The 16,022-nt window shown below is 51.8% G+C and carries 16 protein-coding genes; 3 read left to right on the top strand and 13 right to left on the bottom strand.

Annotated features, from left to right (window positions below; all coding sequences use genetic code 11):
• Nucleotides 1–14 precede the first annotated feature (14 nt).
• The 11 genes from flgL to flgB all read right to left on the bottom strand — a co-directional run bounded on the left by flgL (nucleotide 15) and on the right by flgB (nucleotide 10,656).
• On the bottom strand, nucleotides 15–1,250 hold the full coding sequence (gene flgL, locus ACM5Q9_RS03120) for a flagellar hook-associated protein FlgL (RefSeq protein WP_418143266.1): 1,236 nt from the start codon (nucleotides 1,248–1,250) through the stop codon (nucleotides 15–17).
• Nucleotides 1,251–1,261: 11 nt separating this feature from the next.
• A complete protein-coding gene (flgK, locus tag ACM5Q9_RS03115; protein WP_418143265.1) occupies nucleotides 1,262–2,914 on the bottom strand; it encodes a flagellar hook-associated protein FlgK in 1,653 nt (550 codons plus the stop codon).
• Nucleotides 2,915–3,011: 97 nt separating this feature from the next.
• Nucleotides 3,012–4,067: a flagellar assembly peptidoglycan hydrolase FlgJ gene (flgJ, locus tag ACM5Q9_RS03110; RefSeq protein ID WP_418143264.1), complete on the bottom strand. Its 1,056-nt coding sequence runs from the start codon at nucleotides 4,065–4,067 to the stop codon at nucleotides 3,012–3,014.
• Nucleotides 4,068–4,082: 15 nt separating this feature from the next.
• Nucleotides 4,083–5,198 carry a flagellar basal body P-ring protein FlgI gene (locus ACM5Q9_RS03105; protein ID WP_418143263.1) on the bottom strand — a complete coding sequence of 372 codons (1,116 nt, stop codon included), beginning with the start codon at nucleotides 5,196–5,198 and terminating at the stop codon, nucleotides 4,083–4,085.
• Between the two features lie 40 nt (nucleotides 5,199–5,238).
• The gene (locus ACM5Q9_RS03100) at nucleotides 5,239–5,931 is read right to left on the bottom strand and encodes a flagellar basal body L-ring protein FlgH (RefSeq protein ID WP_418143631.1); all 693 of its coding nucleotides are present in this window, start codon (nucleotides 5,929–5,931) and stop codon (nucleotides 5,239–5,241) included.
• Nucleotides 5,932–5,965: 34 nt separating this feature from the next.
• Nucleotides 5,966–6,751, bottom strand: a complete 786-nt coding sequence (flgG, locus tag ACM5Q9_RS03095; RefSeq protein WP_418143262.1) for a flagellar basal-body rod protein FlgG — start codon at nucleotides 6,749–6,751, stop codon at nucleotides 5,966–5,968.
• Between the two features lie 55 nt (nucleotides 6,752–6,806).
• The gene (locus ACM5Q9_RS03090; RefSeq protein ID WP_418143261.1) at nucleotides 6,807–7,577 is read right to left on the bottom strand and encodes a flagellar basal body rod protein FlgF; all 771 of its coding nucleotides are present in this window, start codon (nucleotides 7,575–7,577) and stop codon (nucleotides 6,807–6,809) included.
• An 18-nt stretch (nucleotides 7,578–7,595) separates the two neighbouring features.
• Complete coding sequence (locus tag ACM5Q9_RS03085) at nucleotides 7,596–9,050, bottom strand: flagellar hook protein FlgE (RefSeq protein WP_418143260.1); 1,455 nt, start codon at nucleotides 9,048–9,050, stop codon at nucleotides 7,596–7,598.
• Nucleotides 9,051–9,080: 30 nt separating this feature from the next.
• Complete coding sequence (locus tag ACM5Q9_RS03080) at nucleotides 9,081–9,755, bottom strand: flagellar hook capping FlgD N-terminal domain-containing protein (protein WP_418143630.1); 675 nt, start codon at nucleotides 9,753–9,755, stop codon at nucleotides 9,081–9,083.
• Nucleotides 9,756–9,771: 16 nt separating this feature from the next.
• Nucleotides 9,772–10,191 carry a flagellar basal body rod protein FlgC gene (gene flgC / locus ACM5Q9_RS03075; RefSeq protein ID WP_418143259.1) on the bottom strand — a complete coding sequence of 140 codons (420 nt, stop codon included), beginning with the start codon at nucleotides 10,189–10,191 and terminating at the stop codon, nucleotides 9,772–9,774.
• Nucleotides 10,192–10,206: 15 nt separating this feature from the next.
• A complete protein-coding gene (gene flgB / locus ACM5Q9_RS03070; protein WP_418143258.1) occupies nucleotides 10,207–10,656 on the bottom strand; it encodes a flagellar basal body rod protein FlgB in 450 nt (149 codons plus the stop codon).
• Nucleotides 10,657–10,794: 138 nt separating this feature from the next.
• On the opposite strand from flgB, the gene flgA reads away from it, so the two are divergent.
• The 3 genes from flgA (at nucleotide 10,795) to flgN (ending at nucleotide 12,479) form a co-directional block, all read left to right on the top strand.
• Nucleotides 10,795–11,502 carry a flagellar basal body P-ring formation chaperone FlgA gene (gene flgA, locus ACM5Q9_RS03065; RefSeq protein ID WP_418143629.1) on the top strand — a complete coding sequence of 236 codons (708 nt, stop codon included), beginning with the start codon at nucleotides 10,795–10,797 and terminating at the stop codon, nucleotides 11,500–11,502.
• Nucleotides 11,503–11,659: 157 nt separating this feature from the next.
• Nucleotides 11,660–11,953, top strand: a complete 294-nt coding sequence (gene flgM, locus ACM5Q9_RS03060) for a flagellar biosynthesis anti-sigma factor FlgM (protein WP_418143257.1) — start codon at nucleotides 11,660–11,662, stop codon at nucleotides 11,951–11,953.
• 13 nt (nucleotides 11,954–11,966) lie between these two features.
• A complete protein-coding gene (flgN, locus tag ACM5Q9_RS03055) occupies nucleotides 11,967–12,479 on the top strand; it encodes a flagellar export chaperone FlgN (RefSeq protein WP_418143256.1) in 513 nt (170 codons plus the stop codon).
• Nucleotides 12,480–12,567: 88 nt separating this feature from the next.
• On the opposite strand, the gene flhA is transcribed toward flgN, so the two are convergent.
• The gene (gene flhA / locus ACM5Q9_RS03050) at nucleotides 12,568–14,670 is read right to left on the bottom strand and encodes a flagellar biosynthesis protein FlhA (RefSeq protein ID WP_418143255.1); all 2,103 of its coding nucleotides are present in this window, start codon (nucleotides 14,668–14,670) and stop codon (nucleotides 12,568–12,570) included.
• Nucleotides 14,671–14,706: 36 nt separating this feature from the next.
• On the bottom strand, nucleotides 14,707–15,876 hold the full coding sequence (flhB, locus tag ACM5Q9_RS03045) for a flagellar biosynthesis protein FlhB (RefSeq protein ID WP_418143254.1): 1,170 nt from the start codon (nucleotides 15,874–15,876) through the stop codon (nucleotides 14,707–14,709).
• Between the last annotated feature and the right edge of the window lie 146 nt (nucleotides 15,877–16,022).

The following is a 16,022-nucleotide window of genomic DNA, read 5'->3' as shown; positions in this document are numbered from 1 at the left end:
TACCTACTCCAATATCAACCTAAAGTCTTGAAAAGGCTAAGGCCCTGGATTTTCTTGAATGCCAGGGATGCCGCCTCAAGCGCCAGGCCGCGCATGGTCAGCTCGGTACTTGCCTCATAGAAATCAACATCTTCAATAGCGGAAATTTCACTTTTGAAATCAAGCCGGCGTTGTTCACCGCTGGCGTCCAATGCCTCGATTTCATTCATTCTGGTACCAATCGAAGCACGGGTAGTGAGCACCGTATTGTAATTGGCATCAATGCGCTGGATTGCTGATGACATCACATTACGCAACCTGGCAGCCGCTTGCGGGTCATTGCTGGTAGACGTATTAAGGGCTGATGCCAAGGCATCCAGGGTATCGAAAATATTAATATCTTCATTCTGGACATGATTGACGCTGAACGAGTCGCCATCAGCCGGGGTGCCTGACAACACCACATCCACGCCACCGGGCAATTCAAGCCGCTGTTTGCTGGCATCATAAATATTGGGCCCATCGGTACCCAGCACGACACCGTCTGCATTGCGGGTTTCAACGGTATAAGACAGTGGTGTACCACTGAATGCAATACTGAAATCATTGCCCACATTGGCGCCTTTCGGATCACTGATATTGGGTGTGCTGATTTGTCCAGTTCCCGTATTGGTGCTGGCGGCTGAAGTCAAATAGGTATTTTCACCAGAAACCGCACGGGTAAAAACCGCATAACCGGTATCGGCAGAGCTTATCTGGCGTGAAGAACTAACCTGAATGGCGCGGTTACCCGAGTCACCCTGCCAGTTTATCTTGCCGTTGGCATCAGGGGCAAAAGCGGCACGATCCGAATGGTTGCCGGAAAAAATATGTTGCCCGTTACCATCGGTACTGTTAGCCAGGCCCAATACCTGATTGCGCAGGCTGCTGACCACTTCCGACAAGGTGGCACGGTCAGCATCAGCCATGGTGCCATTGCCGGCTTCCACAATTCTGGTTTTGATCGCAACCAGTGTAGTCGCCACTTCATTCAGGATACTTTCTTCAAAAGCCAGGTTTTGCGTGGCAATAGAACGGTTCTCGGCAAAGCGGTCATTAATGCCCATATTATTGGATAAATTCAATGCACGGGCAGCACCTAATGGATCATCCTTAGGAGAAACAATTTTCTTGCCGGTACCGATTTGCGTGAAAATATCCAGTTGTTTGGCTTGCTGGGTATTGATCGTGTTGAGTCCTGTTTTATAAAACTGGCTGGTACTGATGCGCATGCCTTACATCCTTACTTCAAAGATAAAATGGTATCCATCAGCACAGAGCTGACTTCAATAATACGTGAAGCTGCCATGAACATTTCCTGGGCGGCTTCAAGGTTGATGTATTCTTCATTCAGGTTAACCCCCGACAAAGCCTGTTGTGCTGAATAGCTTTGTTTGGTCAGGGCATTCTGAGAAGCGATCATGAATTCATTTTGTTGGGCCTGAACCCCTACCCGGTTAACGATTTGTGAAAAACTTTCATTAAAGGTTTTCACGCCACCCAACACTTTGCTGCTTTGCAGCTTTGCCATTTCCAGGGCATTATTGCCGTTAGCCACGCCCCCGTCAGCATCGGCGGCGGCAATCTGCTCGGCACTGGTCATGGCCACACTGATTTGCACCGAACTGTGCGCAACCGCTGACAGAACCCAGCGGTCACCCGCCGAGGCAATACCGCCATCCATTTTCAATTGCATGCCATCAACGGCAACGCCATCAAGTGTGGCACCCGTATGAATAATGGCATTATCGCTATCACGTGTTACCGTATAGTTATTGCCATCAAAATAAATGGCATAATCTGAAGCCTGTATTTTGCCTGCGGCATCAGACTGGAAACTGGCCGTTACGTTTACATTACCCACATTTTGGGAATTGGCAGTGGCAATGGGGGCCGGCACATTAAAAAATGCCTTGCCCGGTTCACCCTTCAGGTCCAGGCCCTTGGCATTGGCCTCATTCATGGACAGGGCAAAAGCGGTTGCCAGCTGGCCAACTTCACGCTGCTCTACTTCCAGACTTTCGCGACGGTATTTCAACAAACCGCCCAGCGATCCACCCGTTATTTTTGCTTCATCCAGCGCAACTTCAACTACTTCACCTTGCTTGCCTACCGGAATGGTGGCATACACCACGGTATTTTTTGGGTTGTCTGCGGCAGGGCCGGTCTTTAAGGGATAAACCTTGTTTTGGCTCAGCAATTGCTGACCGTTGCCCACCGAGATGGTGACCTGATTGTCCTGCTCAACCACGTTCACGTTCACAATCTGGTTAAGTTGTGAGATTTCATAATCACGCTGGTCCAGCAAATCATTGGGCTCATGATTGGGATTCACACCCTTGGCATATACGATTTGCTGGTTTAGCTGTGAAATGCGGCTAAGGTGGGCGTTAATCGAAGTGACCGAGTTATCAATCTGGCTGTTGATTTCACCCCGTTGCTGATCCAGAAAATGGCCCAGCTCATTGAATTGGGTAACGACAGTCTGGGTCCGGCCCAGCAATTCCTGGCGGGAAGCGGGATCAGCCGGATTACTGGCTACCGCATTGACACCATCAAAAAATGACTGGATTGACGGCCCGATACCCACAGTACGGTCTGCCAGGACATTATTGATTTGCGTAATCTGGCCGCCGTAGGCAGCCAGCAAGGCCCCTTTGCTTTCGTTATTAACCAACTGGCTGTTTAAAAAAGAATTGTAAGCACGACGAACGGTATCCACCGCGACACCCCGGCCAAAAAAGCCGTTACCGGTAGAAGAAGCCCCTGCGGTTGAGATCAGGGTTTCCTGCCGGGTATACCCGGCGGTATCATAGTTATTAATATTATGGCTGGTTGTTGTCAGGCGAGCCTGCGCCGTATTTAGGGCGGTTAACCCAAGTTTGGCCAAATTCATAAATTTCCGTCAATAAATATTGCTTGTCTTTCTATAGGTTTACGGCAGAAAAATCCAATTATTTAGCCTGAACACCAAAAAATGTGAGCCGGCCGGCTTAAATGCTGGCGATCCGGTTTTTTACGGTTGATGCCGTATTGCCGGCTAACGAACGCTCATCAAAATAACCCATAATATTGATCAATTTACTGGCGTACTTGGGATCGGTGGCATAACCTGCTTTCTGGATCTCTCGGGCTGCTTCATGGGCATTCTCTGCCGTCAGTACGTCCTGGTAACGTTCGTTCTGACTGATCAGGCGAGCATAATCGGCAAAGGATTCCTCATACGAATCATAGGCCCTGAAAGCTTGCTTCATTTTCTTTGCCACCCCATCGACATATTCGGTGGTCATTACGTTAACCACTTTTCCTGTCCAACCACCGGTTGCCTTAATCCCAAACAGGTTATAACTGGTCTGGCCATTTTCATGCAAAATTTCACGACGGCCCCAGCCCGACTCAAGCGCAGCCTGGCTTAAAATAAGCGAAGCCGGAATGCCTGAACTGGCGGCTGCGGCACTGGCAGCCGGCCCCATTTTGTCAACAAAACTGCTAACCCGCTCCGGTGCGTCATCAACCGCATCAATGACCGAAGCCATGTTTTTTGCAAAGTTTCGTACCCGGTTGCCCAGGGAAGAAATCAGTTCACCAATCGCGTCCCTGTTTTCCAAAGAACTTGAACCTGGTGCTGAAGTTGCATTCATTACGGCAGATGCAGAACCTGCTCCAGCAGCTACGCCAGCATTGGCCATGGCGGCCGAACCGCTAGACCGAATCTGCGCCAGCAAGGATTCTGCCAATCCGATTCCTTTACCCGAGGCCAGATGCAAGGCCATTTGCTCATCCGCCATGGATTGCACCAGGCGTGTCTGGTCGCTTTCAAACAGGCCATCACCCAAGCGGGTAGAGCGTGCCTGCTTCATGAGGGTTTGAATAAACAAGGCTTCAAATTGCTGGGCAACTTCTTTTTCACCTTTTTCTATCTCTTCCAGCGTGGTATTCATTTGTCCGGCCACCTGGCGCTTGAGCTGGTGCAGTGAATTAATGTCCATTACAAACTGCGGAGCCGAGCGGCCCACGCCGGGACGAGGAGTATAACTGGTAATTGTCATGGTGATTCCTGTTTGCTAAATGATTTCCAGCTCAGCCCTTAAGGCACCGGCGCTTTTCAGGGCCTGCAATATGGAAATCAGGTCTTGCGGGCTGGCGCCCAGGGCATTTAGTGCGCGGACCACATCAGTCAGGCGAACACTTCTGCGTATCATTTGCAGTTTTCCCTGTTGCTGCTCAAGCTGGATATTGGTATTGGGTGTGATAACGGTTTGACCACCGCCAAACGGGGTATCAGGCTGGTTAACATCCAGGCCTTGGTCAATGACCACCGCCAGACTGCCAAAGGCAACTGCGGCCTGATCGATGGTCACCGTCTGGTTCATGACTACCGTACCGGTGCGGGCATTAACAATAACCTTGGCACGCGCTGCCGCTCTGTTAACATTGATACCCTGCAAACGCGCAAGGAACGCAGCCTGGGCTGATTCTGCCATCGGGCCACGAACTTCAATTACGCGTCCATTCAAGGCCCGGGCCGCACCGGCACCCATGATTTTGTTAATGGCCGCCACTGCATTTTCCGTCGTGCCAAAATCAGTATCATGCATTTCTATGCGTACCATGCCGTCTTTGCTAAAGCGGGTTGGCACGGTGCGCTCCACTAAAGCACCCCCGGTAATCATGCCTCCGTTCAACTGGTTCACCTGCACCGAACTGCCACCGGCTTGGGCCCCGGCACCGCCTACCACGATATTACCCTGGGCAATGGCGTATACCTGGTTATCGGCACCCTTCAGGGGAGTCATGAGCAAGGTGCCACCACGCAGGCTTTTGGCATTCCCCATCGAAGATACGTTCACATCAATGGACTGGCCGGGCTGGGCAAACGAGGGCAAGGTCGCGGTTACCATGACAGCCGCCACGTTTTTTACCTGCATATTGACGCCGGCAGGCACCGTCACCCCCAGTTGGGCCAGCATGTTGGTAAGGCTTTGCTGGGTAAAGGGCGACTGGCGTACCTGGTCGCCGCTCCCATCCAGCCCTACTACCAGGCCATAGCCTATCAGCTGGTTATCCCGCACACCCTGGATAGATGCCAGGTCGCGTAACGGTTCGGCCAGGGCAACCCCCTGCGCCAGACCCAGCCATAAGGCAACTGCCATGATGCTTTTCAGGATTCCGGATTTCATGGTCAAACTGCAACTCCCATCATTGAGTAATATTTAAGGCTTAGAACGGCGCAATATTCAGGAAAAAGCGTTGCAACCAGCCCATGGTTTGCACTTCATCCATCACACCCTTGCTGCGAAACTCGATGCGGGCATCGGCCACTTGGGTAGAAGACACGGTGTTGGTACCGGTAATCGAACGCGGATCAACCACCCCGGAAAAACGCAGGTGCTCGCTACCCTGATTGATCGCAATCGCTTTCTCGCCAGCAATCCTCAGGTTGCCGTTGGCAAGCACATCGATGACGGTCGTGGTGATGTTGCCCGTAAACATGTTATTGGCAGAACTGCTGCCCTTACCTTCCATGTCATTGCTGCCATCAGCGGTAAACCGATTATCAGCCTCTAGCGCACCAGGCATCCAGTCGGGTGCCGCAGTAACGCCAATATCCATGCCACTTTGACGATCGGTACTGGTTGCGACACGTTTTGAAGCATTGGTTTTCTCTTCAATGACCACGGTCACGATATCGCCCACATTACGGGGCCGACGGTCTTCAAACAGCGGAAAACTGCCTGCCCGCCCGGCCTGGTAAATAGAACCGTCCGGCTCTTGATTTATATTCGGCACTGCCGGTGTTGGCACGGCGGTCAAGGGGCCATCCACTATTTTTGGATGCGGCACCATGGCACAGCCACTTGCCAGGGCAATGATCAAGCCAATAACAAACAAACGAATCGAACGCAAAGACATATTCATGGGCACTATCACAAAGTTAGTCAGACAATCAGATCTGGGTTAAACGGGCCAGCATCTGGTCAGAAGTGGTAATGGCCTTGCTGTTCATTTCATAGGCCCGCTGGGTGGCAATCATGTTAACCAGCTCTTCGGCCACGTTCACATTAGAGGTTTCGGTATATTTGTGCAAAATCCGGCCAGTGCCATCAAGACCCGGTGTTGAAACGGTTTCCGCACCCGAAGCATCGGTTTGCGCATACAGGTTTTCACCCAGGCTAAGCAAACCGGCCGGATTGACAAAAGTCGTCAATTCCAGCTGGCCAACCTGAATACTCTGCCCGGCCGCACCCGGCTGGGTCACCGAAACCGTACCATCACGGCCAATTTCAATCGTCAAGGCATTATCGGGAATGGTAATGGCGGGTTGAATCGGGTAACCGCCAGCAGTAACCAACTGACCGTTCTGGTCCAGCTGCAAAGAACCGCTACGGGTATAGGCAAAAGTGCCATCCGGCATTTCAACCTGCAAAAAGCCCTTACCATCAATGGCTATATCAAGCGAGTTACCGGTGTTTTTCAGGTTGCCTTGCGTGTGAATGCGCTCGGTGGCTACGGTACGCACACCCATGCCCAATTGCAGGCCAGTGGGCAACTGGTTGGCATCACCCACCTGGGCACCGGGCTGGCGCACGGTCTGGTACATCAGGTCTTCGAAAATGGCGCGGTTGCGCTTGAAACCATCCGTATTGACGTTGGCAATATTATTGGAAATTACATCCATATTGGTTTGCTGGGCCTCCAGGCCTGTCTTGGCAATCCACAGCGAGCGTATCATATTATTTTCCGGTTAAATCAAATATAAATTAGGTACAAATTCATGCAAAATGCCATTAACCCGCTGAAGAAAGCAGGCTATTGGCATTTTGTTCCTTACTGCTGAGTTCCTGGATAATCTTCATTTGCATTTCAAAACGGCGAGCATTCTGGATGAGCCCCACCATATTGCCTGCGGCACTCACATTACTGCCCTCCAGGGCGCCACTCATCACCGTTGCCAGCGCGGTATCGGGCAATTCAACAGGCTGTCCCTGTTCATTGACGGCACGAAACAAGCCGTCATCATTGCGCACCATGCGGGCATTAGCAGGATCACCAATTTTCAGTTTGGCTACTCGCTGCACTTCAGTGGCGGCATCACCATTGGCCAGAACGTTAATCCCGCCAGAACGCTCAATGCCTATCGCCGCGGCATCGGGAATTTCAATCGGCTGACCATCTTCAGACAACACCATCAGGCCACCCGACGTTACCAGCAAGCCGTCGGCATTACGCTGGAAATTGCCGCTGCGGGTATAGCCTTCAGAACCGTCAAGCGCGCGGACGGCAAACCAGCCCTCACCCTGAATGGCCGCATCCAGATCGCGGCCTGTCGTCATGAAAGCCCCCTGCTCCATATTGCTGTCTGCCGTTGTGGCTACCGTGAGCACCCGGGTAGTGTCTGTGCCGTTGATCAGCGGACTGACCACCGGAGTTGAACGGTATTGCGACATTTGTGCCCGAAAGCCCGGGGTATTCACATTGGCCATGTTATTGGACAGGACCGACTGCTGCTCAAGGATTCTGGCTGCCCCGTTGCTGGCGGTATATATTGCGCGATCCATTTATTTCATTCCTGCCGATTAACGCAATGAGATCAGGGTTTGCAGGATCTGGTCCTGGGTTTTGATGGTCTGGGCATTGGCCTGGTAATTGCGCTGTGCAATAATCATGTTCACCAATTCAGCACTCATGTCCACGTTGGACTCTTCAACCGCCTGCCCTTTAAGCCGTGCCAGGCTGTTAGTGCCTGGCTTGCCTATAATGGGCTGGCCAGAATCACGAGTTTCCTGCCAGGCATTGCCACCGATGGGCTGCAAACCATTCAGGTTATTGAAGTTGGCCAGTGCCACATAACCCATGACCTGCATTTCTCCATTGGTGTAATTGGCTACAATCGCACCATCGGAAGAAATCGACAAACCAGAATATTCGCCGGTAGAGTAGCCATCCTGCACAAAATTAGGCGTGAAAGCGCCGGCGAACTGGGTACTGCCGGTATAATCCATCCTTATGACCAGCGCTTCGGCCGGCGCACCTGCTGTGCCGGGCTGGTTAACGGTTACGGTTAAATTATTGCTGCTGGTCAAACGGCCAATGCTGTCAAAAGTCATGGGTAACGGGCCACCACCGGCTGGCGAATCCACCGAAGCACCGTCAAGGTAGTAGTAAACATCCCACTGGCTCTCGGTGCCGCTTGTGCCGGCACGCTTGACGAAGTATTGAGTCAACTCATGTGAATTGCCCAACGAATCATACACGTTCATGTTCAGCGAGTGGGTATAGCTGGCCGGATCAGCGGGTGAAAACGGCCTTGCCTGCTGTGCCGCCGCGTATTGAACCGTAGGCTCCAGGGCACCGCTTACCACCTGGCCACCAGCCAAGGTTACCGTTGAAGAACCGCTGTTATAAGTGCCGTCTGGCGGTGCCGGTACACTGGCACCGCTGGCATCGGTCCAGGTCAGGCCACCTGTGCTGCTGACCCGGAAATTGTAGTTAGTGGTCGTGCCGCCTGACTCCAGGGCAACCTCGCCCAGCACCTCAGGTGATCCGGTAATCGAAATAATGGGCGCATTGGCATCCAGATTGGTCACCAGTCCTGAATTTTGCGTTGCTTTGGGGGGAATATTGCCCACCGGGATTTTCAATTCCTGCAACAAAGTACTGTTCTCGCCAATGTAACCGGTAAGGCGTTGCCCGCTGTTATTCACGATATAGTTGTCGCGGTCTGCCTGAAACTGGCCATTGCGCGTATAAGATACGTTTCCGCTGGTATCAACCAAACGGAACAGGCCTTTTTCACCGTCAATCGCCAAATCCAGCGAATTACCGGTAGACGAAACCGTACCAAGGGTAAAGCGTTGGTTGATGGCCGCAACCTGCACACCCATACCAACCCTGGATGAAGCATAAACATCGGCAAATGCCACCGATGATGCCTTGAAACCTACTGTGGCTGAGTTGGCAATGTTGTTCCCAATCACGTCCAGATTCTGTGCCGAGGCGTTCAAGCCTGATAAACCTTGTCCAAATGCCATGATAAAAAATCACTTATAAAAAATTAATCTTCAGTTCATTACTTTGCGCAGATCAGTCAGCGCATAACGACCGGTCAGCCCCAGGTCCATTTTCATGCCTTCGGTACTGTAAGAAATGCTTTGTACCTGCCCATATTGCAATGCCTCTGCTGGCACAGCACTATTGGCCGCATCCAGCGCAGTGACCCGAACCGTATACTTTCCTGCCGGTGCCTGGGTGCCGTTATCGCCAAGACCGTCCCATTGCATGGAAATCACGTCAACGTTCTGAGGACCCATGTCAAAGGTACGCACCGGGTTACCGGCCGCATCAATAATTTCCACTTTCATGCTGGCAGCCGCGCCCATCAGGTCAACACCGAAAGGCGTTGCCATTCCGCTTTCACCCAGCTTGATGGTGTCTCCGGGCACCAATACATTTTTGCCAATCAGGTTGGAGGCCTGCATGGACTGGGAGACATCCAGCTGTCCGGTCAGTGCAAGAACAGTCTGGTTGAGTTTTTCTATACCACTAACGGTCGACAGCTGTGCCAGCTGCGAGGTAATGCCCGCATTATCCATGGGATTGAGCGGGTCCTGGTTCCGGAGCTGGGTCACCAGCAAAGTCAGGAACTGCTCCTGGGTTTCCGCAATACTGGTCGAGCCAAGACTGCTTGCGCTTCCGGCAAGAGAACTGGTGCTGCTGGTCGGGTTAATCGTTGTCATCATCTACCTTTGTTTTTTACTGGCCCAGCGTAAGCGTTTTCATCATGATTGACTTGGCCGTATTAATAACCTCTACGTTGGCCTGGTAAGAACGGGCAGCCGCAATCATGTTGACCGTTTCACCCACCACATCAACATTGGGCAGCGTAACGTAGCCATTGTTGTCCGCATAAGGACTTTGCGGGTCGTATTGCATGCGCATGGGCGCCTGGCTTTCAACCACATTGCTTACTTGCACACCCCCAATGGGGTACTGATTGAAGGCATTGCCAAGCGGTGCCATTTTAAAAACCACCTGCTTGGCTTTGTAAGGCTGCCCATCAGGCCCGGCAACGCTGTCGGCATTGGCAATATTGCTGGCCGTTACGTTCATGCGCTGTGAGCCCGCATTCAAGGCCGAACCGGAAATACTGAAAATACTCATCATGTCAGACATTCTGTTTCCTTCTCATTAGTTAGGCTGCAGGGCTGACAGCATGGATTTGATCTTGCCGTTCATCAACGTCAAAGCGGCTTGGTATTGCATGGTGTTGTCGGCAAAAGCCACCCGCTCCACATCCATTTCCACCGTATTGCCGTCCAGGCTGTTTTGCGTAGGCAAGCGATACTGCGGTGAAAAATGCAGTGGCCCCATTGCCGCTGCCGGAATATGCCGTGCCGAAGTCAGGGCAAGCTGCGTGTCAGCCAAACCCTTTTGTTCACCGCTTGCCTGCGCAAGCACTTCCTTGAAACTGAAGTCACGTGCCTTGTAGTTCGGGGTATCCGCGTTGGCAATATTGGTTGAAAGCAATTCCATCCGTTGCTGTCGCAACCCAACTGCGGTTTGCAAAAATTTGAATTCGTTACCTATCCTGTCCATCGTGCCTGTTCCTGCCGCATACGCAACATACAATTTAGCCATTACAGTCAATATGTTAAGTCACACAGAGCCAATACAAAGGAAAGGTCAACGGGGGTTTTCCTGCTTTATTCACGCCAATCGGAATGGCCGCCCTTAGGTAAAATTAATCTTATGAACAGGATATTTTCTTTGACTCGCATGAAATTTACCGGTCTTGGCCTTAAAGTGCCAAGTATGGCCCTGCTTTGCCTGGCAATTTTTTTCAGCCCGGCTAATGCCAATGACATCTCCGGGCTGCAGCAGGCCATCATGCAAGAAACCGAAGATTATCTTGCCGAGCAGGCCGCCACACTTGACGGCACGCCTACCATCAATGTCAGCGTGCCCAAGGCGCAATCCTTTGAAAACTGCCATGACCGGGTGTATTTCCTGCCCAATAAAGGCACGCTTCGCTCTTCCATGTCAGTAGGCATACGCTGCATGGATTCGGGCAAAACCGAATACCTGCGTGCATCACTTTCAATCACCGGCAATTATTACGTTGCCGCCCAAACCATTGAAATGGGGCAAACCATCATGCCCGGCCATCTGGAAGAAAAAGAAGGTGACTTGCTAAAGCTGCAGGCAAATGCCCGTACAACGCCCGACCAGTTGCTGGGACATATTGCCAATAGCCGCATTCCGGCAGGCCGCCCCATCAAACTGAACATGATCCGCAGCCCGCAATCGATCAGCAAAGGCCAGCCCGTGCGACTTCAGGTAAGGCAGGGCGCCCTAACCGTTACCCAACAAGGAGAAGCCCTTACCACGGCAGACGTGGGTGGCAGCATCCAGGTCAAAACCAGTTCCGGCAAAGTCATTATGGGCACGGTCATTAATGCCAACACGGTTAATGTTCTTTTTTAAGCGGCAAGATGACCGCTTTGGCTTATAATTGGCGCACCAACAGCATAAAATTTTGGCTTTGGGCTAAAGTTTTTAATTGTTTATCCGTTAATAGCAGTAAGCCAACTGTTTTCGCACTGTCCAGGCGGGTTTATCCCGTGCCGCAGTCACAAAGATCATGACGATAAAAATTTCTTCCGCTTCGCTTTATCATACAACGGCGGTTTCTACCAAGCCCGCCTCCCGAAATGGTACGCCTGCGGCTGCCAACCCAGCTGTCACGGCACAGCCAGGCAGCAGCACCAAAGTAGATTTAAGCAGCGTAGCCCGCGACCTTACCAGCCCTGAAAATGATGTCAACATGGAACGCGTTCAGGCTATTCGCCAGGCGCTGGCCGACGGCACCCTTAACATTAACCCCACCCGTATTGCCGAGGGCATTTTGCAAGATGCCGTCGACATACTGAACTAATGAATTTTTACCCATGAGCGCAACCAACCATTCATCGACTGCATCCCTGTCCAGCCAGATCCTGGATCAACTTGTCCTGGAAACTGAAATTGCAAAACAGTTCTTGCAAGTCTTGAATGATGAATCCGCCGTGCTTATGGAATTTACCTCACCCGAAGCCCTGGGTGAGCTGGCAAAGAAAAAATGGCAAATTGGCCAGCAACTGGAAGCCGCCTATAAAGAAAGAATGCAGTTGGTGCACTTACGCTTTCCGGCATCCGACACACCAAACAGCCTGACCGATATCATTGAACAGCTTGACCCCCAGCAAGAGGGCAATCTTGCCAAACAATGGGAACACTATAACGGGCTTGTGACGCAGGCAAAAAGCCTGAACGAAAACAATGCCATCATGGTTCACAGCTACCTGAAATACAATCAGGATGCACTTGATTCCCTTAACCGGGCAGCAGGTGTACAACATACCTACGATGGCAAGGGCATGCGCAAACCAGTCAATACCGGAAAACCCCTCGCCAGCGCCTAAATGTCAAACGCCGGCTAAGCCGGCATTTTTAAAAACCAATTTCATGGCCAGCGTTTAAATTTTCACACTGGCCAGAATCTGGTCTGCCCTAGCCACCAATTACCGACGTTACTTTCAAATACCGTTCTTCAGGAATTTCCGTATTGGACAATACGGTTAATTGGGGAAACCCGTACCTGAACAACCGTGCCAATGAGCCGCGCAATACCGGAGGCACCACCAGGACCGTTGGCAAATTCAGGACCGTTTGTTTTTGCAAGGCCAGTTCGGTTTCAGTATGCAGGTTATCTGCCAGGCCAGGCTCCAGTGAACCGCTGGTGGTTAGCGCCTGCGTTAACACTTGGGTTAATTGTGGCGCCAGGCCAATCACATTGCACTCAACCGCATCACCAAAACATTGCTGGGTAATTGCCCTGCCCAGGGCCGTACGCACCCGCGCAATCAGCTCTTCAATATTGATCATCATGCCAGGCTGAACCTGGCCACTCAGAATAGGCCCCCACTCGGTCAAGACTTCAACAATCGTACGCATGTCCCGAATAGAAACGCCTTCGGTCAGCAGGCCACGCAAGACATTATGCAAGGTCGTCAGGGAAACGGCTTTGGGCACCAAATCTTCCACCAACTTTGGTTCTTCCCGGCCGATATGCTCAAGCAATTGCTGCACTTCCTGGCGTCCCAACAAATGTGCCGCGTGCCGGGTTAGCAAATGGTTAATATGGGTGGCAATAACCGTACTGGCATCCACCACGGTATACCCCATGACCTGGGCCCGCTCACGCACATCTTCAGTGACCCAGTAAGCGGTCAGGCCAAAGGTCGGATCAGTGGTTTTTTCACCTTCAGTCAATTCAAACTCAACCCCGCCCGGATCTATCGCCAGCCATTTGCCGGGCTGGACCTGGCCTTTGCCAATTTCCACACCTGACAACAAAATACGATATTCACTTGGATGCAACTCCAGATTGTCACGAATGTGCACCACCGGAGGCAAAAAACCCATATTCTGGGCAAACTGTTTACGCAGGCTGCGGATACGGGAAATCAATTCCGCCCCCTGCTCCTGGTCCACCAGGCTAATCAGGCGATAGCCCACTTCCATGGCAAAAGGCTCTACCAGGGAAACATCATCCCAGCGGGCTTCTTTGGAAGACGTTTCAGCCGGAGTGGTATCGGCTTCCTGAACCGGCCCTTGCAAAGCAAGCGCTTCATTTTTTTTCTGGATCCGATATCCCAGATAAGCAAAAAAACCGGCCAGGGATAAAAAGGCAATATGCGGCATATTGGGAATCAGGCCCATAATGCCAATAATCGCAGCCGTGATATAAAGCACCATTGGGTTGGAAAACAACTGGCCCATCATCTGCTGGCCAACATCCTGGTTATTGGCCACGCGCGACACGACCACACCCGCTGCAGTGGAAATGATCAGGGCCGGAATTTGACCGACCAGGCCGTCACCAATTGTCAACAAGGTATAAACCTGGCCCGCCTCGGCAAAACTAAGGTCATGCTGCAACACACCCACCAGCAAGCCGCCCACAATACTAACCACCATGATAATCAGGCCAGCAACCGCGTCACCCCGCACGAATTTACTGGCACCGTCCATGGCACCGTAAAACTCTGCTTCCTGGGCCACTTCCCCCCTTCGTTTACGTGCCTCATCTTCGGCAATCAGGCCCGCATTCAGGTCTGCATCAATCGCCATTTGCTTGCCCGGCATGGCGTCCAGGGTAAAACGGGCCCCCACTTCGGCAATCCTGCCAGCACCTTTGGTAATGACCACAAAGTTAATCAAAACCAAAATAGCAAAAACCACGATACCCACGGCAAAATTGCCGCCCACCAGAAAGTGGCCAAATGCCTCAATTACCTGTCCAGCCGCATCAGGCCCGGTATGGCCATGCAGCAAAACCACACGGGTTGAGGCCACGTTAAGAGACAGGCGCAGTAGCGTGGCAAACAGCAGCACTGATGGAAACGCGGCAAAATCCAATGGTTTTTTAGTAAACATGGCCACCAGCAAAATCATGATGGACAAGGCGATATTAAAGGTAAAAAACAGGTCCAGCAAAAACGGCGGCAAGGGCAAGATCATCATGGCAAGCACCATAATGATCAGCACAGGACCGGCCAGCATCCTGGAGTCTGCCGCATGCAATTTCAGTGAAGAAAAAAAACTGTTCATATACTCATTTATTTATGTAATTCAAGCCATGCAGAATCAAACGTTTTGCCCCGGCGCAGACCCCTTGTCTTCCCGTGATAATGGATCAAGCTCGGGAGGCACCGGTAAATTAACGGGACGGTTCGGCTCTTCGGCAACACCCTGCTGGTATTGCTGCAACTGGTAAACCCAGGCAAGCACCTGGGCAACCGCGGTAAACAGGGCTTCAGGAATGGGCTGGTCCAGCTCGACGTTAGCATACAGGGCCCGGGCCAAGGCAGGCGCTTCCAGTTGTATTACCCGGTGCTCGGCCGCAATTTCACGAATTTTACGGGCAATTTCCCCTGTTCCCTTGGCAATCACCAACGGGGCACGGTCTCCGTCCTGTTCATATTTAAGTGCGACGGCATAATGGGTAGGGTTGGTAATCACCACATCGGCATCTGGAATACTGCTCATCATGCGATGACGTGCCATTTCACGCTGCTGCTGGCGAATCCGTCCTTTGATATGCGGATCACCTTCATTTTCCTTGTGCTCACGCTTGACTTCTTCCTTACTCATGCGCAGCTTTTTATAATGGGAAAACAGCTGCCAGGGCACATCGATAAGGGCAATCAGCAATAGGGAGGCAATAATGGTCGCACAGCAAAACATGACCATTTCCATGCCCTGCGCCAAGGCCCTTGGCAAAGACAAATGTGAAAGGGCCAGCATTTGTGGCAAATACGATTTGATGACCAGCACGCCAACGCCACCAATGACGGCCGCTTTTAGCAGGGTTTTTAGTAACTCAACCCAGGTTGAGGCGCTAACCATGCGTCCCAGTCCCTTGAGCAAATTCATGCGCCCGAAATTGGGACTCAGGGCCTTGCTAGAAAAAACCAGCCCTCCCAAGGCAACCGAAGAACCAATGGCAATAAGCACCAATATGACAAACAGCGGGGACAAACCCACCAGGACATGCAGAAAGTTGTCCAGCATACCCGGCGCAAGGGTTTCAACAGCACTCTTGGGTTCCCAGTCAAAATGCATGGTGGTGCGCATGACATAAACCAGGCGGTCATATAAAAAACCGCCACTAGCCCAAAGGGTTATGGCGCCACCCAGCAAAAGAAGGCAAGTATTCAGCTCTCGCGAGCGCGCAACCTGCCCCTCTTCCCGCGCCTTGGTCAATCGTTGCGGGGAAGCGGCTTCGGTTTTTTCGAGATCGCTATCTTCTGCCATGCTGTGATGTAGGGTTAAATGGCGCTATCCGGAATGAGCGCATTCTAAACTGCCATCAGTTTACCTATTTTGCCAGCAAGGCAATTGGGTGAGTAAGGGATGAAAAGCCTGCCTTAACGCCTGTTATGACAGGGAAATTTACAACA

The organism is Advenella sp. RU8 (genome assembly GCF_048381675.1).
GTDB lineage: Bacteria > Pseudomonadota > Gammaproteobacteria > Burkholderiales > Burkholderiaceae_B > Advenella.
The sequence above is the reverse complement of the archived record's forward strand: the minus strand, read 5'-3'. Positions and strand labels throughout refer to the sequence as shown.